This window comes from Granulicella cerasi (genome assembly GCF_025685575.1).
Classification (GTDB): domain Bacteria; phylum Acidobacteriota; class Terriglobia; order Terriglobales; family Acidobacteriaceae; genus Granulicella; species Granulicella cerasi.
Map to the genome: position 1 here is coordinate 353,273 of NZ_JAGSYD010000001.1, position 22,012 is coordinate 375,284.

Annotated in this window: 18 protein-coding genes; 8 read left to right on the forward strand and 10 right to left on the reverse strand. The window is 60.3% G+C overall.

The genetic code is table 11. The features are described 5' to 3' along the window. Positions 1-42 precede the first annotated feature (42 nt). Positions 43-3,582 carry a TonB-dependent receptor gene (locus tag OHL11_RS01370; protein WP_263369679.1) on the reverse strand — a complete coding sequence of 1,180 codons (3,540 nt, stop codon included), beginning with the start codon at positions 3,580-3,582 and terminating at the stop codon, positions 43-45. Between the two features lie 269 nt (positions 3,583-3,851). On the opposite strand from OHL11_RS01370, the gene cobO reads away from it, so the two are divergent. Beyond that, complete coding sequence (gene cobO / locus OHL11_RS01375) at positions 3,852-4,412, forward strand: cob(I)yrinic acid a,c-diamide adenosyltransferase (protein ID WP_263369680.1); 561 nt, start codon at positions 3,852-3,854, stop codon at positions 4,410-4,412. Positions 4,413-4,460: 48 nt separating this feature from the next. Further along, the gene (mnmE, locus tag OHL11_RS01380) at positions 4,461-5,855 is read left to right on the forward strand and encodes a tRNA uridine-5-carboxymethylaminomethyl(34) synthesis GTPase MnmE (protein WP_263369681.1); all 1,395 of its coding nucleotides are present in this window, start codon (positions 4,461-4,463) and stop codon (positions 5,853-5,855) included. 6 nt (positions 5,856-5,861) lie between these two features. Here mnmE and OHL11_RS01385 read toward each other — a convergent pair whose 3' ends face one another. Beyond that, a complete protein-coding gene (locus OHL11_RS01385) occupies positions 5,862-7,997 on the reverse strand; it encodes a hypothetical protein (RefSeq protein ID WP_263369682.1) in 2,136 nt (711 codons plus the stop codon). Between the two features lie 148 nt (positions 7,998-8,145). Between OHL11_RS01385 and OHL11_RS01390 the strand changes: the two genes are divergently transcribed. From OHL11_RS01390 to OHL11_RS01410, 5 genes are all read left to right on the forward strand, one after another. Further along, positions 8,146-8,907, forward strand: coding sequence for a gamma-glutamyl-gamma-aminobutyrate hydrolase family protein (locus OHL11_RS01390; protein WP_263370463.1), 762 nt, complete (start codon positions 8,146-8,148; stop codon positions 8,905-8,907). A gap of 2 nt (positions 8,908-8,909) precedes the next feature. Beyond that, positions 8,910-9,512 (forward strand): 16S rRNA (guanine(527)-N(7))-methyltransferase RsmG, encoded by a 603-nt coding sequence (gene rsmG / locus OHL11_RS01395; RefSeq protein ID WP_263369683.1) that lies wholly within the window; start codon positions 8,910-8,912, stop codon positions 9,510-9,512. Between the two features lie 273 nt (positions 9,513-9,785). Beyond that, a complete protein-coding gene (locus tag OHL11_RS01400) occupies positions 9,786-10,727 on the forward strand; it encodes a ParA family protein (RefSeq protein ID WP_263369684.1) in 942 nt (313 codons plus the stop codon). A 111-nt stretch (positions 10,728-10,838) separates the two neighbouring features. Next, on the forward strand, positions 10,839-11,783 hold the full coding sequence (locus OHL11_RS01405) for a ParB/RepB/Spo0J family partition protein (protein WP_263369685.1): 945 nt from the start codon (positions 10,839-10,841) through the stop codon (positions 11,781-11,783). Positions 11,784-11,791: 8 nt separating this feature from the next. After that, complete coding sequence (locus OHL11_RS01410) at positions 11,792-12,514, forward strand: methyltransferase family protein (RefSeq protein ID WP_263369686.1); 723 nt, start codon at positions 11,792-11,794, stop codon at positions 12,512-12,514. A 151-nt stretch (positions 12,515-12,665) separates the two neighbouring features. On the opposite strand, the gene OHL11_RS01415 is transcribed toward OHL11_RS01410, so the two are convergent. The 5 genes from OHL11_RS01415 to OHL11_RS01435 form a co-directional block, all read right to left on the reverse strand. Beyond that, entirely contained in the window at positions 12,666-12,962 is a 297-nt protein-coding gene (locus OHL11_RS01415; RefSeq protein WP_263369687.1) for an HU family DNA-binding protein, read from the reverse strand. Between the two features lie 254 nt (positions 12,963-13,216). Then, a complete protein-coding gene (locus tag OHL11_RS01420; protein WP_263369688.1) occupies positions 13,217-13,957 on the reverse strand; it encodes a DUF2461 domain-containing protein in 741 nt (246 codons plus the stop codon). Positions 13,958-14,067: 110 nt separating this feature from the next. After that, positions 14,068-15,855, reverse strand: a complete 1,788-nt coding sequence (locus OHL11_RS01425; protein WP_263369689.1) for a M20/M25/M40 family metallo-hydrolase — start codon at positions 15,853-15,855, stop codon at positions 14,068-14,070. Between the two features lie 70 nt (positions 15,856-15,925). Beyond that, positions 15,926-16,834: an NADP-dependent oxidoreductase gene (locus tag OHL11_RS01430; protein ID WP_263369690.1), complete on the reverse strand. Its 909-nt coding sequence runs from the start codon at positions 16,832-16,834 to the stop codon at positions 15,926-15,928. Between the two features lie 21 nt (positions 16,835-16,855). After that, positions 16,856-17,347, reverse strand: coding sequence for an SRPBCC family protein (locus OHL11_RS01435; protein ID WP_263369691.1), 492 nt, complete (start codon positions 17,345-17,347; stop codon positions 16,856-16,858). Positions 17,348-17,437: 90 nt separating this feature from the next. On the opposite strand from OHL11_RS01435, the gene OHL11_RS01440 reads away from it, so the two are divergent. Further along, positions 17,438-18,547, forward strand: a complete 1,110-nt coding sequence (locus OHL11_RS01440) for a major royal jelly family protein (RefSeq protein WP_263369692.1) — start codon at positions 17,438-17,440, stop codon at positions 18,545-18,547. Between the two features lie 3 nt (positions 18,548-18,550). Here OHL11_RS01440 and OHL11_RS01445 read toward each other — a convergent pair whose 3' ends face one another. Genes OHL11_RS01445 through thrS form a run of 3 tightly spaced genes read right to left on the reverse strand, consistent with a single transcriptional unit; the run spans position 18,551 to position 21,779 of the window. Beyond that, positions 18,551-19,039, reverse strand: coding sequence for an SRPBCC family protein (locus OHL11_RS01445; protein ID WP_263369693.1), 489 nt, complete (start codon positions 19,037-19,039; stop codon positions 18,551-18,553). Beyond that, entirely contained in the window at positions 19,039-19,737 is a 699-nt protein-coding gene (locus OHL11_RS01450; protein ID WP_263369694.1) for a phytanoyl-CoA dioxygenase family protein, read from the reverse strand. Before OHL11_RS01450 ends, OHL11_RS01445 begins: the two co-directional genes overlap by 1 nt. Further along, complete coding sequence (gene thrS / locus OHL11_RS01455; RefSeq protein WP_263369695.1) at positions 19,737-21,779, reverse strand: threonine--tRNA ligase; 2,043 nt, start codon at positions 21,777-21,779, stop codon at positions 19,737-19,739. The genes OHL11_RS01450 and thrS overlap by 1 nt, the downstream gene beginning before the upstream one ends. Positions 21,780-22,012 lie beyond the last annotated feature (233 nt).

The window sequence follows — 22,012 nt, forward strand, 5'->3', positions numbered from 1 at the left end:
GACACCATGCGAGCATGGTGTCCCCGAAGTTTCGTGCTTCAGTTAGAAGGTGAAACGACCACCCACGCGGAAGTAGCGCGAGCTACCCGAGTTGTAGCGAGTATCCCAGAAGCTGACGTCGTCGATTTCCGGATCAGGCGTTCCCATGTACTGACGATTTAGGATGTTGCGGCCCTCGATCGAAAGCTGGAAGTGGTACTGCTGCGTGATACGGAAGTTCTTATAGAGCGTTGCATCGAGGTTATTCCAGTTCGTTGCACGCAGGGTGTTGCGGCCCATATTCGAGAATGCTGTGCCACGAGCGTTCGCTTCAACACGGTTGTTATAGATGAAGTGATAGTTGTTGGGATTTACAGGCGTACCACCATAAACAGCAGACCCATTGTTGAAATAGTCCTGCATTTCATAGTAGTTGCCGTCCTGATCGTGGATAGCCACCGTGCCAATGGGAGCCTTCGGATTGCTGAGGAAGGGGCGGCAGGTGCTGTAACCACTGTTACGGCCATAGTTAAAGGTCATATCGCAGTAGTTTGCGAAGTTTTGACCGGTAGCGTTGGCATACAAGTAGCCGTACTCATAGTTATACGGAGTAACAGTGTTGCCGCTGTCGTAAGTGTAGAGGCCAGCGAGTTCGAATCCACCAAGGAGGCGGCCGACGATACCATCCTCACGCTTGAACATCGGAAAGTCATACACGAAGGAAGCCGAGAGAACCTGCGGTACATCAAGGCCGCTGCGTGCGTACTCACCGTAGTTGGTATTGAGGGGATTCTGCGAGTAAGCGATTGTGTTGCCGCCTTCGAAGGTGGAGAAGACATCGGACGCATTGTCCATGGTTTTGGAGAATGAGTAGGACAGCGTCGTGGTCAAACCATGCCAATCGCGGCTGGTGAATTTGGCCTGAACCGCATGATAGTTCGAACCAGCTGTATTTCCGCGGTTCACAACAGTCGTGCGGGTGCAGTCAGTGCGACCGAGTCCGACAGATCCGGCAGTCGTGCAGAATTGCGACGGTGCGACCTGGGACGGGAAAGCTGCTGCTGCCGCGGTGAGATTCGGGTTTGCATTCTGACCCTGGAATAGCTTGACTCCGTGGTTGCCCACATAACGGAGTTCGACAACGGTGCGGGCTGTGGGGCTGTATTCAGCAATAAGGTTCCAGCTCTCTGTATAGGGGTTCTGGAAGTTGCTGCTGACGGTGGTTTGAGCATACGCACCAGGATTAGGTTTGGTGGATCCGGTGATTGTGGGAAGGTTCTGCGCACGGAAACCAGCCGACGTTGTGCCTTGATTCAAGCAGACGCCGTTGCAAGGGTTTGCTGTGCTGAGAAGAACGACCGGCGATCCAGTAGCCGAGTTCAAGAACATATTGTAGAACTCAGGATCATAGTTGATCGCAAAGCCACCCTTGATGACTGCGCGACCGCCGAAGGCATCTGGGTGATAAGCGAAGCCCAGACGTGGTTGGAAATTCTTATAGTTCTGCGGAATGGCCGGGAAGGTGCGGGCGGCCAGCGAGTAAGCTGCGTTCCAGATTGCCGTTGACGCGTTGGATTCACGCGCAACAGTCTGGTCATGAAGCAGGTTGACGGCCTGGCCGAAGAACTCCCAGCGAAGCCCGAGGTTCAAGGTGAGGTTCGGGCTAACGCGCCAGTCATCCTGGAAGTAAGCTGCGGCGTCCGGCTCGGTGAAGTGAATGTTTACGTTACCGTTGGCCAGGCTATAGGTACCGTTCTGGGCGAGCAAATGGCTCAGTCCGATGGACGGGTTCGCAGTATTAGATGTGCCCGTGAAGCTTGCCGAGCCAATGTAGGTAGGCAGGAAGACGTTGGGTGAGTTCTGGTAATCGAACTCTCCACCGAAGGTGATGTTATGACGGCCCTTGTTCCAGGTTGCATTGTCCTGGATCTGGGTTACCTTCACAACACGCCCCTGCGGGAAGCTGCTGCTGTAGGTGCCAATTCCGCCCATGGATGCGGATGCACCGGTGCCATAGCTGCTGCCCGAGCCGAGCGAGAGGTATCCGCCGATGCTGACAGGAGTGGCGCAACCGAGCGGATTGCTGATCGTGCAGCCGGGCTGAGGGCCGCCCTGGAAGGCTACCTTAAGCTGCTGGAAGCTGTAACGAAGCTGATTCACCCAGTTCTGATTGAAAGTGTGAGTGATATCCGCGCCGATGGAGTGTGCCGTGTCCGGGACATCATACCAGCGGCCGAGTGCGGTCGTGGATCCAGTTCCGAGACCATTGAGGTACGGGTCGTCCTGATAGAAGTAGCGGAGGAAAATACGATCCTTCGGCGTCATCTGATAGTCGAGACGACCGAGGATTTCCTCGTCATTGGATTGCGACGGAACATTTCGCTGAATGCCCGAAACCTGCACTGTGTGCGTTACACCATCCGGACCAGTGAAGACCGCGTTCTGGGTATTCACCGCTAGAGGGGTTGGGTTTCCGGCCTTGATCGAATAGGGTCCGTTATTCACCAGCGCCTGAACGCCGGGGTTGCCGGGATAGAGCGCCTGCAACTGCTGAAGACCGGTTGGGGTCGGGAAGAGCACTGCGCCACTCGACGCGAGTGTTGTGTAGCTAGGCGCTGCTCCCTGGTGATAGCGATCAAACAGAACACCAGTCGAGAAGAACAGCTTGTCCTTCCAGAGCGGACCACTCAGTGCGCCGCCGAAGCGATTCTCTACGTAGCGGGGCAAGGTGGGAGCCGTGCAGCCGGCTGACTGCCCAGGTGCGCAGTAGCCAAGGAAGGGGCTCTTTGCGCCTTGATTGAAGGACTGGAGGAGGTTCGCTTCCCAATACTCGAAGAGAGCACCGTGAAACTTGTTTGTGCCTTGACGGGTGAGGTAGTTCACCACCGAACCGGTGTTACGGCCATACTGCGCAGAGAAGGTGTTCGTGATGATCTGGATACCTTCAAGCGCGTCCTGGTTACCGAAGAAAACCTGGGGTCCGGCAACCGAGTTGTCGTTGTTCGACTGACCGTCAAGCTCAAAGTTGTTCGAGCGGCCACGCTGCCCTTGGGAGGAAAAGCCAGCGCCGTTTGTGTTAGAGAAGTTGCCATCATGTGTCTGAACAACGCCAGGCTCAAGCAGAGCGAGCTTATCGAAGCCGCCAGCGAGCGGAAGGTTGGCAACTTGATTGATGGAGAAGGTCTCAGAAACTTGAGATTCGGTCGTGTTGAGCAGCGGTGTCGTTGCGCCGACCTCAACCTGCGTCGAGCTCGAACCGATCGAAAGGCTCACCTTGCCGAGATCCTGGCGGGCAATATTCACCGGAACAGGCGAAATGATCTTCGTGGCAAAGCCCGACTGCTCGATCGTGATCGAGTAACGGCCGGTAGGGATCGCGAGGAAATCAAACTCGCCGTCAGCCTTGCTCTGGTGCGTGGTCACAATCCCAGTGTCCAGGTTGGTCAGGGTCACTCGGGCGTTGGGTACGAGCAAGCCTGCAGAGTCCACCAGAATTCCTGAGAGGCTGCCGGACGTAATACCTTGTGCTGAAACAGAACGCCCAGCGGTAAGGCTACCCGCAAACAGAAGGGCCACGGCCAATTTCGTAGTCAATCGATTCAAGATTGCTCTCCAATAAAGAAAGTCGGATAACAAATAAATAACTGGTTCGGATCCATGAGGGTGCATGGACTCCTCTTCCATATGTTTGTGTGGTTCGCGTTCTATGCATGCAACTGGAGTGCCAAACTCAAAAGAACCCGCTGTCGCGTGGATTTCAGCTGAAGAGGACTTTAATTGACAATCCAACAAGGTCGCAGTGCGAAGAATTCTATGATTTTTTATAGGAGTTTCTGGATTACAGTTCAATAACTGGTACAGCGGAGGGATTTTTGCTCGCACATTCAGAGAACTCAAGGCGCGGACTTGTTCTGATCCACACTGGTCCGGGCAAGGGCAAGACGACGGCGGCGCTGGGGACGGCGTTTCGGGCGGCGGGCAATGGGATGCGGGTGCTCGTGCTGCAGTTCTTGAAGGGTTCGTGGCATTACGGTGAGCTTGATGCTGCCAGTGCTCTTAGCCAACAGCCCGGATTTCGCTATGAAATGAGGCAGTTAGGCCGGGGATTTGTGAAAGTCGGCGGAGCGGAGGCTGATCCCGACGACCTTCAGATGGTTGCTGATGCCTGGGCCGAGTGCGAACGCGAGATTCGCTCCGATGCCTGGGACATGATCGTTCTGGATGAGATCAATTACGCGATCGGCTATGGGATGCTCGACGCAGAGGCTGTGGCAAAGGTGCTGCGCGAGCGGCCGGAGATGCTGCATGTCATTCTTACGGGGCGGAATGCGCATCCAGCGTTGGTGGAGTTGGCCGATACCGTCACCGAGATGCGCGAGGTGAAGCACGCCTATCAGAAGGGTGTGCTGGCGCAGCGTGGGGTGGAGTTCTAGCCGCCGTGCGCGTGCCGGGATCCTCGATTTCGCGCAACAATATATAGAGTGAGTGGAAATGAAACGATCGTAGCGATTTCAACGCCTCCTGGAAGGGGTGGCATTGGGATCGTGCGCCTGTCCGGCCCGGACGCGCGGCCGCTGGCAGCGCGGGTTTTGGCGCTGAATGGGAGGGATTTGCCTCACGGGCGACCTCGACTGGCGAAGGTGGTTGCGGGCGAAGATGCCCGAGCGATCGACGAGGCGATGGTGACGGCGTTTCATGCGCCACGGTCCTATACCGGTGAGGATGTCGTCGAGATTGCTACGCACGGGTCGCCGGTGGTGTTGGACACGGTGGTGCGTGCGGTGCTCGAGGCAGGACGGCGCGGGGAGTTTGCGGTGCGGTTGGCTGATCCGGGGGAGTTTACGCAGAGGGCGTTCGCCTCAGGACGGCTTGACCTGACGCAGGCGGAAGCGGTGCATGACCTGATCGCCGCGCGGACGGTGGATCAGGTACGGCAGGCGGCGGGGCAGTTGGGCGGCGCGCTTTCCCGGCGACTGGCCGGGCCGAAGGACCGGTTGCTGCACCTGATCGCGCTGTTGGAAGCAGGGATGGACTTCGCATCGGGTGAGTTGGACGATGTCGATGTGGTGCCACCAGCATATATCGCTGAAGAGATTGCGCTTAGCCTCGGCGAGCTGGGTAAGTTGGCCGCAAGCTTTGCGCACGGAAGTCTGCTCCGGCAAGGGGCCTCACTGGCATTCGTGGGACGACCAAATGCGGGTAAGAGCTCTCTTTTCAATTGTTTACTGGAGCGGGAGCGCGCGATCGTGACGCCGATCGCGGGAACCACGCGCGATACCGTGGAGGAGAGCTGGGCGATCCACGGAGTTCCGCTGCGGCTGGTGGATACTGCGGGATTGCGGGATCTGAGCGAGGACGGAGCCCCTGCCGACGCGGTGGAGGCGTTGGGCATAGCGCGGTCGCGTGAGGCATTGGCGGACGCAGACCTGGTACTGCTGGTGCATGATGCCTCGCTGCCTTGGACGGCGAGCGAGTTGGCTCTGGCGAAGGAGTTGGAGCATCGTCCGCACCTGATCGTATCGAACAAGTCGGATGTAGCGATGCAGGATGCTGCCGGACCACGCGATGCGGTGGCGACTTCCGCCGTGACGGGCGCGGGCATCGTGGAGTTGCGTGAGCGGATTCTGCGAGAGTTGGGGGCGGGAACGGCTCCGGGGGATGCGGCGGTGCTGACGACGCAGCGACAGTTCGACGCGGTGCAACGCGCGCTGGATGCGCTTCGCCAGGCGGCTGAGGCGAACCACGCTGCGCTGCCGCATGAGGTGTTGCTGGTGGACCTGCATCATGCGCGAGCGGCGGTCGATTCGCTTACCGGGCAGACGACGCCAGACGATATTCTGGCGCGGATCTTCTCTGCGTTTTGTATCGGCAAGTAGCTGATTCTAATTAGCTTGTTCTTCCTGAAGTGTGCACGGCTGGTGTCCTTCGTTGCAGATGCGGGCGAGGAATTGACGGCGTTGTGAGTTGTCTGCAGTTTCGCGTACGGCGGCGCGCATCGCGTCGAGGGCTCCGGGGATATCTCCCCGTTGAAGAGCGGCGCGGGCGCGATCTGTAGCTTGTGCGGCACGGAATTCGCGAGCCGCGGGAGTCTGCTGGTTGGCGTAGGGGCTGACATGTTCAGCCTTGAGCAGGGCGTCCATCGCGGAATCCGGCTGCTGCGTAGCGAGGAAGACTTCGGCGAGAGTCTGGTAGCGAAGCCAGGGCTGCTGCGAGAGCGGAATGCTACGCTGCAGAGCCGTGACGGCTTCGGGGAAACGCTGTTGCGTGACGAGTAGTTGCGCGAGATTGAACCATCCCGTGTCGGTAGGTTGGACCGCGAGCGCCTGGCGCAGGAAGCCCTCGGCTACGGGGGCAGAATCGGCGGCGAGGGCGGACTGCGCCTGCAGCAGGAGCCGGGCTGGGTCGTCGACATTGGAGAGACGGACCGACGTGTCCAACAAGAACTGCGCCTCCGCGCGACGCTGCAGAGCGAGGTCGATTCCGGCGGCGTTCAAGGTGTGCTGGTAGGCATCGATGCGATCGTACTCAGGTTCGGCGAGCGTGGAAAAGGTGCCGCAGTTGAGCGCGGGCGCGGTGAGGTGAGCACGCCGCTCGAAGAGGATCGCCGAGTCGTCGAAATAGACAGGCACCCACTGGGAGCTGACGCAGTCCGCTGCGAGCGGCGCATCTCCCAGCGCGTCGATATGCGCGAGCGGGAGCAATACGGCGGTAATGTCGTAGCGTTGCGCGGCCTTTTGCCAGAGGGGCGCATCGAGCGGCGTAGCGGCGAGCTGCTGTTGCTCCTCGAGGAGCTCCTGACCGAAGGGCACGGCACGTCCGTCCGCAAAGACCGGTACGCCGCGCTGAATGAGGTAGCTGCCGAGGCTGAACGGCGCGAAAACGTGGCCGGTTGCGGGATGCTGCAGCAGGAAATCGACGGCCTTTACCGGTAGAAACCAGGAGGCTCCCACCCCGAAGCGGGTGAGTTGGCCCTCCCGCACGGAGTTACGGTTCATCACAACGTCGAAGATGCGGACAGCGGCGAGCAATGTCACCGATGCGGTCATTCCAACAAGCACTTGCTTGCGATATCGCCACGGCGAAGTCTCGAGGGCATCGAGAGCGGCACCAGCGATGAGGCAGATCACCACGATAGCGGGGCCTGCCATACGGCGATGTTGCGCCAGCGCTCCGCAACAGGCCAGGACAAGCATCGCCCCGCCGAACTGGCGCTTCCAGAGCAGGCCGAGAATGAGGATCCCCGCGCAAGCGAGCAGCCACGGGAGCGCGGATTGCGGTTCGCGCCAGCCTAGCTGCGTAGTGAGTTGGCTGAAGCGGAGCGGTTGCCACTCCTCAAGCAGGACCGACTGCCATGAAACAGCAGCTTGCTGGCGCGCAATAACGCGGAGCATGCCGAGGCCGAAGGGGTTCGCCATCCACGCCAGAAGGCTACAGAGCAGCCACGGAGCAGCGGCGCGGAGGCGGATGTGCGCCGCTTCGCGGCTGGAAGCGAAAGGGAATTCGCAGAGTTCGACGATCCCGTAGGCCACGATCAGGGCCAGCCCTGCCACGAAGCCCGGGTGCAGATTCGCCCAGAGCAGCATCAGCAGCGGCAGCCAGCATAGCTGTACTCGGCGTCCTTGAAAGTGCGCGATGAGAAGGCGGCCCATGACGGCGACGAGCAAGACAGTAAACAGGCTGGCACGCGGCATGATCTCGCTGGCGAGAACAGGGACGGCGAGAATGGCGAGCACCTTCGCGAGGATGCCTCGTCGCCATGAGAGGCAGAGTGCCGTTGCGACGGTCGCAGCGCAGCAAAGGAGAGAGATGGCGGTGTATCCGCCAAGGCGGAAGAGGCCGTAGAAGATGAGGCCGGAGAGCTGCGGGTAGACCCACGGAGCGCCGGGGATCGTGTAGGCGAAGATGTCGACGCGGGGGATGGCGTGGTGTTGCCACAGGTATCGCCCGGTGGCGATCTGCCAGCCGAGGTCGAAGTCGGTGACGGTCTTGAGCCCCGCGAGGGCCGCGTAGAGCAGCATGAGTAAGCTCAGCGTCCGAAGGCTCTTCCTCTGCCAGTCTCCGCGGGATTTCACCATCGTCTCAGTATAGATTTGAGGCCACGAGGATTGAATCAAGCGAATCAACCATATGCCGCGGGTCGTGCAAAAGGCGTAGGCTTAAGGGGTGATGAACGCCCCCCGGATCGCCCTTCCCGTCCCTACTGCCGCGAATTTTGAGTATAACCAGCGCTGTTTGCCGCTCTACGCTGAGGCCGTGCGTGCCGCTGGCGGTGAACCTGTCGAGATTTCCCTGCTCGCCGATGAGTCGGTTTGGCGCGAGATCGCTGCTCATTGCGATGGGGTCTTGCTACCTGGAAGCCCCGCGGATGTTGATCCGGCGCGCTTCGGTGAAGAGGCGATTGACGCCTGCTCCCCCGCCGATCCGGCACGTGAGGCACTGGATTATCTGCTGCTGAACGATGCGGAAAAGCTGGGCAAGCCGGTGCTGGGCATCTGTTTTGGCGTGCAGTCGATGAACACCTGGCGCGGCGGCAAACTGGTGCAGGACCTGGTGCCTTCTCCGGTGAACCATGGTGCCGGGCCGAGTGTGGCGATCGCACATACCGCGCTGGTGGCGGTCGATTCCCTGCTGGGCTCGCTGGTCGACCGTAGCGAAGCCGAAGAGGTGGATGGTTACTTTCGCCTTCCAGTGAATACGAGCCACCACCAGGCCGTCGCGGTTCCGGGGGATGACCTGCGCATCGTGGCACGCTGCCCGGAAGATGCAGTGATTGAGGCGGTTGAAGCCGATACCAGCGAAGGACGCTTCCTCCTGGGTGTGCAATGGCATCCTGAACGCTCCACCGCGATCTCCGGGACATCGCGGGCGATGTTTGCCCGCCTGGTCGAGGAAGCTCGCGGCTTTCAGCAGAAGAAGGCAGGCGTTTAGCCGTGGCGAACCTGACCGAAACTCGTATGCGCGAGCTGCTGGCTCCGTTCGTGGGCGACTTCTCCGTACCGGATGATCTCTATTCTCAGCTCGGAAAGTATCTCGACCTGCTGGTGCTTTGGAATGGCCGAACGAACCTGACTGCGGTGCGTGAACCCGAGGAAATGGTGACGCGGCACTTCGGCGAGAGCATCTTCGCGGCTCGTCAGGCGGCAAAGCTGCTGCAGGCCGGAGATCCCGTGCTGGATTTCGGCTCAGGCGGAGGCTTCCCGGGTGTTCCGCTGCAACTGGCCCTGCCCTCTGTGCGCGTGACGCTGGGTGAAAGCCAGAACAAGAAGGCGACGTTCCTGCGGGAAGTTGTGCGAACACTAGGTCTGAAGCAGACTGCAGTACACGCTGGCCGGGTCGAGGCTATGCCGGCAGCGCAGATGTTCCGAATGGTGACCATGCGCGCAGTGGATGATCCGCAGCTGGCCGCGGAAGCAGCGCGCACGCGGGTGGCAGCGGGGGGATGGCTGCTGTCGCTGCATGGGGGAGAGCCGAGCGAAGGATCGGCGGCTATTCCAGGGAGTGAACGGCGATACGTGAGCGTGGAGCAGGTTTAGCGTTCCACGTGGAACACGAGGGTTTGGCTTGCAGCGGATGTTCCACGTGGAACATCCGCTTTGTCGTTAAACCCGGCTCCACGTGGAATGAGTAGTCCTAGACACGACGGTCCTACTGCAGCCCTCCGCGGCTTGCCCCGCTTCAAGCGCTCATGTTCCACGTGGAACACTTCCACACTTATCCTCGACACTTCTTCTGGACTTTGTTCCACGTGGAACATGAGTTCACAACAGTCCACAGCACCCCTTGCTGCTAGTCTGACTGGGCACGCCATGTCAGAAACTACTGCTACCCCCGCAAAACCGAGTCTTCCGCGCGTTATTGCCGTCGTGAACCAGAAAGGCGGCGTGGGCAAAACGACCACGGCGATCAACCTTTCCACGGCGCTGGCGCAAGAAGGCTACAAGACGTTGCTCATCGACGTCGACCCTCAGGCGAACACAACCGGCGGCCTTGGCTTTGGGCGTGACGACGAGCGTCTGAGCGTCTACGACATCTTGCTTGGCAACTCTACCATCGCGGAAACAGCGCTCCCGTCGGAGATCGAGAACCTGTGGCTGGTGCCGGGCACAAAGAACATGATCGGCGCAAACATTGAACTGGTCGGCGCAGAAAAGCGCGAGTTCAAGCTGCGCGAGGCGTTGGAGCCCGTGCGAGCCGAGTATTCCTTCATTCTGCTCGACTGCCCGCCCGCCCTCGACCTGCTGACGCTGAACGCACTGGTCTCCGCCGATGGCCTGCTGGTGCCCATGCAAGCCGAGTATTTCGCACTTGAAGGCATTTCCGAGCTGGTCTCGACGCTGGATAAGGTGGCAGCGGCATTCAACCCCGGGCTTGGGCTCGAGGGCGTGCTGCTGACGATGTTTGACGACCGCACAATCCTCTCGCAGCAGGTACGCGACAATCTGCGTGGCTTCTTCGGGGACAAGCTTTTCGCGACGACGATTCCACGCAACATCCGTCTGGCGGAAGCGCCGTCCCACGGAAAGCCGGTGTCGCTTTATGACGCGAAGTCGCGCGGGGCGGAGACGTATCGGGAGTTGGCGATCGAGCTGCTGAAGCGCTACGGCCTGAAGCCGAAGGCGGCAACTACTCCCCCTCGGAAGCGGTTGATTTTGGATGACATTCCTCCCCCTAAGTTCCTCAGCGACGCCGAGAAGAAGCCAAAGAAGAAGGGCTTCTGGGGTTTTGGCGGAGCGAAGGAAGAAGAATAAGCTCCGATAGCTTTTGCAGCAATCGAAGGAGGAAGATTCCTTCGGAGATCACAAACAGGCAAGACCTTGCCGCATTGAAGTGCGGCATCCAGATGGTTACGGGAATCAACTATGTCAACAGCAGACAAGAAGCGCGGCCTGGGTCGCGGACTGGAATCACTTCTGCCAGGGCGTCCGACGCCTTCGGTCCCCTCTTCGGTAGTCACGACGGCGAAGGCCGAGCCAGAAGCCGCACCGAAAGCCGAGATCACCGGCAAACCGCTGGAGATCGCTGTCGAGCTGATCGACCGCAATCCGTTCCAGACGCGTACGCAGTTTGACGAAGAGAAGCTGGACGAGTTGGCGAAGTCGATCACGGCCTCGGGCGTGGTGCAGCCGATCGTCGTGCGCCTGAGCGACAAGCACAAGGAAGATGGCCGCTATGTACTGATCACCGGCGAACGTCGCTGGTTGGCCTCTAAGAAGGCCGGCAAGGCCACCGTGCCCGCGATGGTGCGCGAGGTTTCGAACGTGCAGGCGATGGAAATGACCATCGTCGAAAACCTGCAGCGCGCGGACCTGAACCCGATGGAGCAGGCCCATGCCTATGCGCGCCTTAGCCGCGAGTTCCACATGACGCAGGAGCAGATGGCCGAGCGCACGGGACAGAGCCGCGCGTCGGTCGCAAACTTCCTTCGCCTGCTGAAGCTGCCGCAGGCCGTACAGATGCTGGTGGAGGCAGGCTCGCTCACCTTCGGCCACGCACGTGCGTTGCTCGCGCTGGAGAATGCAGAGGCGATCGAGAAGGCCGCGAGCAAGGTCATGGCGCTGAACCTCAGCGTGCGCTCGACCGAGTCGATGGTTCAGGGGATCATCCATCCCGAACTGAAGCCGGAGAAGGAAGAAAAGCCTAAGCAGCCGGTGGACCCCAATGTTCGCGACGCGCAGGACCAGTTGCGCCGCTCGCTCGGCCTGCGCGTGCAGATAGAGGACAAGAACGGCAAGGGCCGCGTCATCATCGAGTACACAGGCGTGGACGACTTCGACGCCATCCTCTCTGCGCTGGGCAACAAGTAAGGAGACCTATGCGAGCCACGACGATTGAGTACCGCCTGCGTTTCGCGATTCACGCACTGATCTATGTGCTCTGCTTCTGGGCGCCGTGGGCGCAGCGCGATTCGCTGACAACGAAAACGGCGTGGGTGACGCTGTCGTCGCTGCTCTTCGAGCACCACTGGCTCAGCTTCATGCAGGCCACGGATGTTCTGCTGATCGTCGCGATCTTCTTCGCAGCAACGGGCGCATGGTTCCGGCTGTGGGGCTCGGCGTATGTCGGCTCGGATGTGGTGGCGTCACGTGCGATGCACGGGCAGGCACTACTGGCCGACGGGCCGTATCGCCGCACGCGCAATCCGCTCTATCTGGGTACGCTGCTGTTTACCGTGGGCATCAGCCTGCTGATGCACTGGACCGGTGCGGCGATCTGCATTGCCTTGATCTGGATCTTTCAGTTCCGCCTGGCGCTTGCGGAGGAGGTCTTCCTCGCTGCCAAGTTTGGCGCCCCCTATGTGGAGTACAAGCAGCTCGTGCCGCGCTTCCTGCCTGCGCCTTCGCCGCTCATCCCGTCCGCGGGACAGCAGCCGCGCTGGCTGCAGTCGCTGGCGGGAGAGTTCTACTTCGTCGCAGTAGCTGTGCTGCTGGCGACAGTAGGCTGGAGCTTCAACGCGACGATGCTGGTGCGCGGACTACTGTACTCGCTGGGCGCGTGGTTGATCGTGCGTGCCTTCCTGCCGAAGCCGAAGGACTAGGGCGCAAGGCTCTTGACGACCGTCGGGCGACTTCGCGCGGCGTGACCGCGGCTGATTTATAAGCTGAGCCTTCAGCAACAAGAAAACGCCGAAGAGCGCAGGGCTCTTCGGCGTTTTGATGTTCGCTTGCGCTCGTGAGGAGCGCGGTCCACTACTTCTTGACCGGAGCGATGGTGTCCTTCGCGACCTTGGCCACGCGGAACTTGACCACGGTCTTTGCCTTGATCTTGATCGCTTCGCCGGTCTGCGGGTTGCGGCCGATGCGCGCCTTGCGCTCTGCCTTGACGAGCTTGCCAACGCCAGGAATGGTGAACTCGCCGTTCTTCTTCGTTTCCTTCACAGCGGTCTCTGCGAGGAACTCGAGAGCTGCAGCAGCCTGCTTGTTGGTGAGTTCCAGCTTTTCTGCCATTGCGCGAACGAGCTGCGTCTTGGTCATACCCTTTGCCATTGTGTTGATCTCCTTACTTCGAATGTGTTGAGCATGGGCGCTAGCGGCCCATCTCCGCATTTGCGTGGCTGCTGCTTCCTGAGAAAGCATGATCGCCAATGTTTATGCGGGTGCGGAGTACCGCGCCGAGATTCACTCTCAAGCCACGGCGAAGCTTTGTCAACGGCAATCTTCGGGTTTTCGCGGTTTTCCTGTGGGTTTTTCCTGTTTTTCATCAAAACAGGTGGTTTTCAGGCCAAAATCCACCATTTTCGTTAGAAGAAGCGGTTCAACATGGCGCCTGACGACACTTTTCTCTCGCGATCCTGGGGCCTGAAAATGCTCTCATTCAGGGCTTCAACGACCGGCAAAAGCCGCTCGAACGAGTTTGCGATAAGGCTTGCAAATTTGGGTTCGAGCGCGGTCTCCGCGGGCAGCATCGCGATCACTCCCCAGTCTTTCGCGCGGAGCAACTCATCGGCAGGATCGTCCGCTGCAAAGCCTTTGGGCATGCGCGTGAGAATGGGACGATCGACTCGCGTCAGTTGCAGCTTGTCGTTCTTGCGCGGCTTGATGGCCTGCGCCTCCAGCTTGCGATAGCGCTCATGGTACTCACTCATCCAGGTACGAATTGCGAGCAATTGCTCACGTTGCGGCATGAACACGCCAGCAGCGATCTCCACCTGCTTCGCGGAAACGTGCATGTAGAAGCCGCCACCGGAGGTCTTATCCATCACCTGCGGCGACCACCATGCGGCGATGTGATCTTTGTAGGGGCGCTTGTCGTTGGAGAAACGCGTGTCGCGATAGAAGCGGAACATCGCCTTGGCTGCGGGCTTCACATACGCCGGTGCAAATGCGCTCATGGCGTGGTTGATCTGTTCGATGGTGGCGAGCATGGGTGCCTTCACTTCACTCTCAAAGGTGCTCTTGTTCGCGGCGAACCATTCGCGATCATTGTGGCGCGCGATGCCGCGAAGGAACTTGAGTGAAGCGGGGGTGAAGTGGTCAGCCATGATGCTTCGATGCTATGCGAAGGCGATGTGATCCGTAGATTCAACGAAGAAAGGCCGCCATCGCTGGCGGCCTTTCTCTTACGACGTAGAACTGACAACTTACAACTGCCTTACTTCGACTCTTCCACTGCGTTGGGGTAGATCCCCTTCAGCGGTGCGCCGAGCTTGGTGTCATCTTCAGGATGCGGAAACGGTTTGCGAGGCATCATCGCTTCGCGCTGGCTGGTGTTCCAGAGGAAGATCGCTTCGACGATCGCCATCTGCTCGAGGTCCGCCGCGTGCAAGCGATCGACCGTGTCCATGTCCGAATGATGCGTGCGCGTTTCGTAGTCCATCGGGTCCTGGATGAACTGGAAGCCGGGCAAGCCCACTGCGTCGAAGGAGAGGTGATCGGTGCCGCCGGTGTTGCGCGTCGTCACCGTGGTGACACCCATGTCCTTCAGCGGAGCGATCCACTGCGCAAAGATCGGCGCGATGGCGAAGTTGCCCTGCGTGTAGATGCCGCGCAACATGCCGGTGCCGTTGTCGACGTTGTAGTAGGCGTCGAGCTTCTCCCACTCCTTCGTTGTCTGCAGCGGGCCGAAGTTGCGACGCATGAAGCTCGGCGTGCCTGCAGCGTCGGGTGTAGCGGCCTTGGCGAACTCACCGAAGTGCTGCTTCACGTAGCCAGCCGAGCCGAAGATGCCTTGCTCCTCGCCGGTCCAAAGACCGATGCGGATCGTACGCTTCGGCGCAACGCCGAGAGACTTCAGGATGCGCATCGCTTCCATTGCGACGACGGAGCCTGCACCGTTGTCGGTCGCGCCCGTGCCGGATATCCAGCTATCGAGATGGCCACCGACCATTACGACCTGGTCCTTCAGCCTGGGGTCCGTGCCGGGGATCTCGGCGACGGTGTTGAAGCCATGCTCGTGATCGCCGGTGAAGCGCGTCTCGATGTTCACCGCTACGTGCACGGCAACGTGGTGCTCATACATGCGTGCGAGGCGATTGTAGTGCTCGATCATCATCACAGCGCAGGGGATGGTGACCTTGCCTTCCACCTTGTAGCCATCGCGCGAAAGCATGTTGCCGTTGTCGTCGAAGATGACGCCGGTGCCGCCGCCCTTGCCGCCATCGCGGCTGGGCGTGATGATCGCGAGCACACCTTCTTCGGCCATCATCTTCAGCGCATTCTTGCGAAGCTCTGCGGCCTTCATGCGCTCGGCCATGTACTGCTCAAAGGTCTGACCATTGATCAGGCGCGGACCGCTATCGCTAGCCTTGAACTCGGTCATCGCCTTCAACTCATCATCGGTGTAGCGGTGAAAGAGCGGCTCGGTAAGGTCGGGCGTCGTGCGCATCGCGCCGAGCAGAACGATCTTGCCCTTCAGCTTGCCTTTGAACTTGTCGAGGTTCGTGTCCGCGGTGAGCGGCAGGTAAAAGATGTCGCCATCGACGGTGCCGTTGGTGGAAGGCGACCACGGCAGTGCCTGCATCCACAGCGGCTCAGGATCAGGCGAGGTCATCTGCGCCCAGGTGTTGAGCTGCTGCCAGCCCATGCCGAACTCGCCCCAGTCCTCGAGATGCGCGTTGCTCAGGCCGATTCCGGTCATCGTGTCCCGCGTCCAGGCGTTAGCTTTCGCGAGGTTCGGCGAACCGGTGAGACGCGGGCCGATGCCGTCCATCAGCGCGTAGGCAAACTGCATCACCTTGCCGTGCTGCATGCCTTCTGCGCGGATGCGCGCATACATGTTGAGGTCGATGTTCTCGACCGCAGGCTGCGCGGCGTAGTAGCCACCGGGCTCGGTACCCTTCTCTGCCTTTTGCGCGACCGCGAGTACGGGAGCGCACATCGCGGCCAGCGCCAGTGCGGCCACCGCACGACGTCCACGGAACTTCGAATCCAAACAAACCATCAGCGTTGTCCTCATCCTTGAGCTTGGGGGAGTGTGTATCTGTTGCGCTCAAGGATAACGCTGGATGGGCTTACGCGGTGAGGACAATCTTGCCCACGCCGCCCTTCTCTGCCATGGCATGGGCTTCGGCCGCGTCCGTCATCGGCATCACGCGTTCGATCGGCAACGAGAGCTTGCCATCGCGGATGGCTTCGGCGAAGTGCACGTACGTCTCCGGCGCGGGATGCGCCATGATCGCGCAGGTGTTCACCGTGGGATGCAGCGACGCGTTCTTGGGCACGCCAACGATGCTGCCGTAGTTTCCGCCGGCCTTCACCTTGCCGATGAGCTTGGTGCCAGCGGCGCCACCCACGGTGTCCGCCACGGCGTCGACAAAGCCTAGCAGCGCTATGCTCTTGTCGTCCTCGAGGTCGATCGCATCCACCGCTCCGAGAGCGCGCGCTTCATCGAGGGACTTCTTGCGTACGCCGCCAATCACCTTCACCTCGAGTTCCTTCGCGGTGAATGCAGCGCAACGACCAACGCTGCCGGTCATGCCCGTAAGCACGATCGCATCGCCCTTCTGTGCCTTTGCGGCGTCGCGAATCAACTGATCACCTGTTGCAGCAACAAGAGGGATCGCAGCAGCGGTGGTAATGTCCACGCCTTCGGGGATCTTCGCGATCACATCGGCCTTCACCACACACAGCTCGGCGTAGGTCTCCCAGGCCATGCCGAAGACGCGATCACCGACAGCGAAGTTCTCGACGCCTTCGCCGAGCTCGCGAATCACGCCGGCGAAGTCGCGACCGAGGATGCCCGGAAACTGTACCGGAAACTTCTCCGCCGCAGCGCCGGAGCGACGCTTGAAGTCGACTGGGTTCACGCTCGCCGCTTGTACACGAACGAGAATCTCACCCTTACCTGGCTTGGGGTCTTCGGCGTCTTCCCACTTCAGCAAGCTCGGCTTGCCGTACTCATGCAACAGAACAGCTTTCATGCTGGATGAGATGCTTGCGGCTTAGCCAGCGATGTACTCGCGCCAGCCTTCACCTTCCGCAAGCTGCTTGAGCAACGCGAAACGCGTCCAGAGTAAGCGTCGAATGTAGGGCGCAAGCAGAAAGCGTTCAGCGAGCTTGCTGCCCATCCACCATGCGAGCGAGAAGTGCACGCGGTCTTCGAGCACCGTGCTGGCTTCGCGTTTGTGCTGCGTAAAGAAGTGATCGTGATGGAAGTGTGCGAAGCGGCCCTGCGCCTGTGAGTCTTGAAAGAACGCCTTCATCCAGTCGCCGCTGGGGTGCGGCGCTTTGTACCCGGTGATCAGCGTGTGATGCTCAGTGGGCATACCGAACTTCCATCCACGCCAATGCACGCGGCTGTTGGCGACGATGGACTCAGGCGCATCGACGGGCTTCATGCCCAGCGTGAGTTGCACGATGGCCACATTGGTCGAGAGCGCGAAGACGCGCTCGATCGGGGCTTGAATCATGATGGTGTCGCGAATCTCAAACATGACACTTCATTGGATGCACACGATGACACTGATGCACGATGCGACAAGCCTCTGCGGTGCATATCGCATCACAAAGCCCAAGGAGTTTTTATGCTGCGTGCCAGCCTGCTTTGCTGCTCTCTGCTTGCTCTGCCTTTAATGCCTCTTGCGCAAACTACAGCGTCGTCGCTGGAAGTTGTTGCTCGCATTGAGCATCCTGATTTTTCAGGCATCGCCATCACGCCGGACGGCCGGATGTTTCTTGGATTCCCGCGGCATGATGTGGACCACAACGAGGCCACGCTCGCCGAATATAAAGACGGCAAGCTAACGCCGTACCCCAACCGCGAGATTTCGTTGCCCGGCATCGCCGATCCAGCCAAGCGGCTCGTGAGCGTTCATGGCATGACGACGGATACGCGTGGCCGCCTATGGCTGATCGACGATGGCAAAGAAGCGGGCAAGCCGATCGTGAACGGGGCGGTGAAGGTCGTCGGCATTGATCCGGGGACAAACAAGGTGATCGCATGGTTGACGCTCCCTTCGGGAGTCTGGCTGCCGAAGAGTCACATGAATGACCTGCGCGTCGACCTGACGCATGGAGCGCAAGGCACGGTCTTCATCACGGACTCGAGCTTCGGAGATGAGCCTGCGTTGGTCGTGGTCGATGTCGCCACAGGCAAAGCGCGACGCCTCTTCGAGCACTCACGCTTTACGGCTGCTGATCCGCAACTGCTCGCGTACCTCGAAGGCAGGCCGCATCGCTACAACAAGGAGCACGCGGAGATGCCGCAAGGCGGAGCCGATGGTATTGAGTTAAGCGCAGACAGTGCGACGCTCTATTGGACGGCGATCAGCGGGCGCAAACTATGGGCCGCCCCCACAGCTCTGCTCGCGGATGCAAACGCGAGTGCGGCGCAACTCGATGCTGCGGTGAAGGACCTCGGCGAGCGTCCGCTGGCCGATGGCCTCGCTCGCGATCCGCAGGGGCGACTGCTCTTCGGCGCATACGATCAGCGCAGTCTTCTCCGTCGTGAAGCGGACGGTCGCTTCACGTTGATCGTGCATGATGATCGGCTGAGCTGGCCGGACGGATTGTTTGCGCAGGGCGGTTATCTCTACGTTACGCTCGGGCAGTACAACCGCTTGCCGAGCATGAACGGCGGGCACGATCTGCGACAGCCACCGTATGAGATTGTCCGCGTGAAGCTGCCGCAATAGCGGCTAGAGTGCAGGAGGAAGATACTGCTGCCACTCGTCGCCGGATTCGGCCACGCGCCGAATCACATCATTGCGCTCGATCAGGAAGGAACGCATGTGTTCGCGTAATTCTATCTTCTCGACAAGGGTTCCGAGCAGACCAAGCGGTGCGGCGAAGCTCAACTCATCCCGCATGAGCGTCGACCCATCTCTCTGCGGTTCGATGTAGTGATCATGTACGAAGCTCTTGAAGAGACCGTGCATCATGGAGTCTTGAAACCAGCGCGGACTCTCGTAGCCACTGATGATCGTCGTATGCGTGAGCCAGAGACCGAAGTGCTTGCCGCGCCACTTCACGGTTTCATTCGCACCGATGATGCCGTGCGTCACACCAGCGATGGCACGCTCGCCGGTTGCGCTCGCGCTCTGTTGATGCAGATCAATCGACAAGGACAAAAGAAAGCAGCGCTCGATGGGCGCTGCGATCTTCGTTGTGAGCGTAACGGTCTGCACTAAGCTCTGCTCCGCATATTCCAAGCTAGGCCATCCGCTAATACTGCATTTGCGAAATCGAAGTGCAGTATGCGACGATGCGCTGGTTGTGTCGATGCAGAGGAAGCATGAAGAAGTAGTGGACGCATTACGAGAGCTTCGCCAATAACAGCCTCACATGTAACCGTCTCTGGCTCCCTCACATAATCGGGGGCGAGGTCTTGATCAATACGTCCAAGCTTGTGCGTGCCAGGCATCACACGCAACGCTCCATTGCTTGATGGACATGGATCCAGATGAATGCGCACCGTAAGCATCTGCTCGAGCACCGTCGTTGGAGGCTGCACATGCACAACGCCTTGCTTGAGTGACCACGGGCCGTAACCTGCGGCGTCATGGCGTTCCTGCACTGCTATCGTCACATCCTGATGCCACGGCACCTTCCAGTTCGCAGCGTCCGTTTTATCGAAGAGGATCGAGCGCACAAGAAATGCATCTTCACCGAGCACTTGATTGACGACGGAACGGACGCTTGCGTGATCGGCTATTGCGCGTAACGCGGGCACGTTGTCGAGCACATCACGAACACCACCACGGCCGCGTTCAGACTGAGCTTGGACCTCGATGATCTTGATGAGGTCCGCAACTTCGTGCGCAGACAAAAGCGCGGGCACCATACAGTAGCCCGCGCTTTCGAGTTGTTGAAGATCAAGGTGCACTACAGCTCCATCGAGTGATCCGTGACGAGTTGCTTGGCGCGAGCAATGAACTCTTCGACCGTTGCCGAGCCTTGATCACCCTTGCCGCGCGTGCGGACGCTGACCGAATCGGTCTGCGCTTCTTTGTCGCCGACGACGAGGATGAACGGCACCTTCGCCACGCCGAAGTCGCGGATCTTGCCCTGCATCTTGCCGTTGCTGGCGTCGAGTTCGACGCGCAGGCCTGCGGCCTCGAGGCGCGTCTTCAGCTCCTCGGCGTAGGCGAGATGCTTCTCGTTGGAGATCGGCACCAGGCCCACCTGCACCGGCGCGAGCCACAGAGGGAAGGAGCCCGCGTAGTGCTCGATGAGCACACCGAAGAAGCGTTCGACCGAGCCAAACAGCGCGCGGTGCACCATCACCGGCTGGTGACGTTCGCCATCCTCGCCCACGTACTCGATCTCGAAGCGCTTGGGCAGGTTGAAGTCGAACTGCACCGTCGAAAGCTGCCAGAGTCGGCCAAGAACGTCGACGAGCTTCACGTCGATCTTCGGGCCGTAGAAGGCGGCTTCGCCGGGGAAGCTCTGGAAGTTGAGGCCGCGGCCCTTGAGCACATCGTTCAATGCGCCTTCAGCGCGTGCCCAGTCCTCGACCGTGCCAACGAACTCGCCGGGCTTCTTCGGATCGCGCGTCGAAAGCTCGACGCGATACTCCTTGAAGCCGAAGGTCTTCAGCACAGCTTCGGCAAAGTCGAGGCAAGCCTCAATTTCGCCGACGACCTGCTCGGGCGTGCAGAAGACGTGTGCGTCATCCTGCGTAAAGCCGCGCACGCGCAGCAGGCCATGCATCGTGCCCGAACGCTCGTAGCGGTACACGTTGCCAAGCTCAGCGTAGCGCTGCGGCAGGTCGCGGTAGCTCTTCGGCGTTGACTTGTAGATGAGGATGTGGCCCGGGCAGTTCATGGGCTTCAGGCGATACTCGGCATCGTCCAGCTCCATCGGCGGGTACATGTTCTCCGAGTAGAAGCCTTCGTGGCCGGAGATCTTCCAGAGCTCGCGACGCATGATGTGCGGCGTGTACACAAGCTGATAGCCACGGCGCACGCACTCGTCGCGCATCCAGTCTTCCATCGTCTTGCGGATGAGGCCGCCCTTCGGGTGCCAGAAGATGAGGCCCGCGCCGGCGACTTCCTGAATGCTGAAGAGGTCGAGCTGCTTGCCGAGCACGCGATGGTCGCGCGCCTTGATCTCTTCAAGGTGCTTGAAGTGCGCGTCCAGGTCCTTCTGCGAGAAGAACGCCGTGCCGTAGATGCGCTGCAACTGCTGGTTGTTCTCGTTGCCGAGCCAGTAGGCGCCAGCGATCGACATCACCTTGAACGCCTTCACGCGTGCGGTGCTGGGTACGTGCGGTCCGCGGCAGAAGTCGGTGAACTCGCCGTTCTTGTAGAGCGAGATGGTGTCGCCAGGCCTGGTGAAGCGCTCGATGAAGTGGAGCTTCATGAACTCGCCCTTGGCGGCGTACTCTTCGAGTCCCTGCTCGCGGGTTTCGTCCACGCGCACGAACGGTTCATCACGCGCGACGACCTCGGCCATGCGTGCTTCGATGGCAGCGAGGTCGGCTTCGGTGAACGGCACCTCGCGGTACACGTCGTAGAAGAAGCCGTTGTCGGTGGCGGGGCCGTGGCCGAGCTTCGTCTCGGGGAAGAGTTCGAGGATCGCCGTCGCCATGACGTGAGCGGCCGAGTGGCGCACGACGCGAAGCGCTGCAGGGTCAGTCTCCTTCAGCAGCTCGAGCGCGACGTCTTCGGTCAGCGGAGCCTTGAGGTCGACGATGCGCTCGCCGGTGGTTTCGCCACCGTACATGGCTTCTTCGCTCTGCTCGGCCTTGGCTTCGGTGTCAGCGTCTTCGGTCGTGGCGACGGTCGTGAGCGGGCGCACGCGCGCGACCACGACGGCGGAGGCAAGGCGAGGCGAAATGCTCGAGGCGATATCGAACGGCGTCGTTCCGCGCGCAACTTCGCGCACCGAGCCGTCAGGAAGCTGGACTTGGATCATGTCACTCATCAATTTCTAAGGATATCGGATTCGCTGGCATCAAGGCGGGGCGGAATCTGCCTGAGTGCAGCGAAATCGGCCTCTGGGCGGATTACAGGAGGCCTGAAGGAGAGCCTTGACGCAAAGGACGCGACGACCGCAAAGGACCGCGACGGCTTCTGTGGCGGCTTCCGCTACCGTGGCGCACCTTCGCGAACTCTGCGCTCTCTGCGTCAAGGCTCTTGCTTTTGACTGCCTACGAT

Bases quoted from the DNA above. Each gene is read 5' to 3' on its own strand.
- OHL11_RS01405 (WP_263369685.1), top strand. From the start codon at position 10,839: ATGTCAACAGCAGACAAGAAGCGCGGCCTGGGTCGCGGACTGGAATCA.
- OHL11_RS01415 (WP_263369687.1), bottom strand. From the start codon at position 12,962: ATGGCAAAGGGTATGACCAAGACGCAGCTCGTTCGCGCAATGGCAGAA.
- OHL11_RS01420 (WP_263369688.1), bottom strand. From the start codon at position 13,957: ATGGCTGACCACTTCACCCCCGCTTCACTCAAGTTCCTTCGCGGCATC.
- thrS (WP_263369695.1), bottom strand. From the start codon at position 21,779: ATGAGTGACATGATCCAAGTCCAGCTTCCTGACGGCTCGGTGCGCGAA.
- OHL11_RS01440 (WP_263369692.1), top strand. From the start codon at position 17,438: ATGCTGCGTGCCAGCCTGCTTTGCTGCTCTCTGCTTGCTCTGCCTTTA.
- OHL11_RS01425 (WP_263369689.1), bottom strand. From the start codon at position 15,855: ATGGTTTGTTTGGATTCGAAGTTCCGTGGACGTCGTGCGGTGGCCGCA.
- OHL11_RS01430 (WP_263369690.1), bottom strand. From the start codon at position 16,834: ATGAAAGCTGTTCTGTTGCATGAGTACGGCAAGCCGAGCTTGCTGAAG.
- OHL11_RS01385 (WP_263369682.1), bottom strand. From the start codon at position 7,997: ATGCTGCTCTACGCGGCCCTCGCGGGGCTCAAGACCGTCACCGACTTC.
- OHL11_RS01400 (WP_263369684.1), top strand. From the start codon at position 9,786: ATGTCAGAAACTACTGCTACCCCCGCAAAACCGAGTCTTCCGCGCGTT.
- OHL11_RS01410 (WP_263369686.1), top strand. From the start codon at position 11,792: ATGCGAGCCACGACGATTGAGTACCGCCTGCGTTTCGCGATTCACGCA.
- OHL11_RS01390 (WP_263370463.1), top strand. From the start codon at position 8,146: ATGAACGCCCCCCGGATCGCCCTTCCCGTCCCTACTGCCGCGAATTTT.
- OHL11_RS01435 (WP_263369691.1), bottom strand. From the start codon at position 17,347: ATGTTTGAGATTCGCGACACCATCATGATTCAAGCCCCGATCGAGCGC.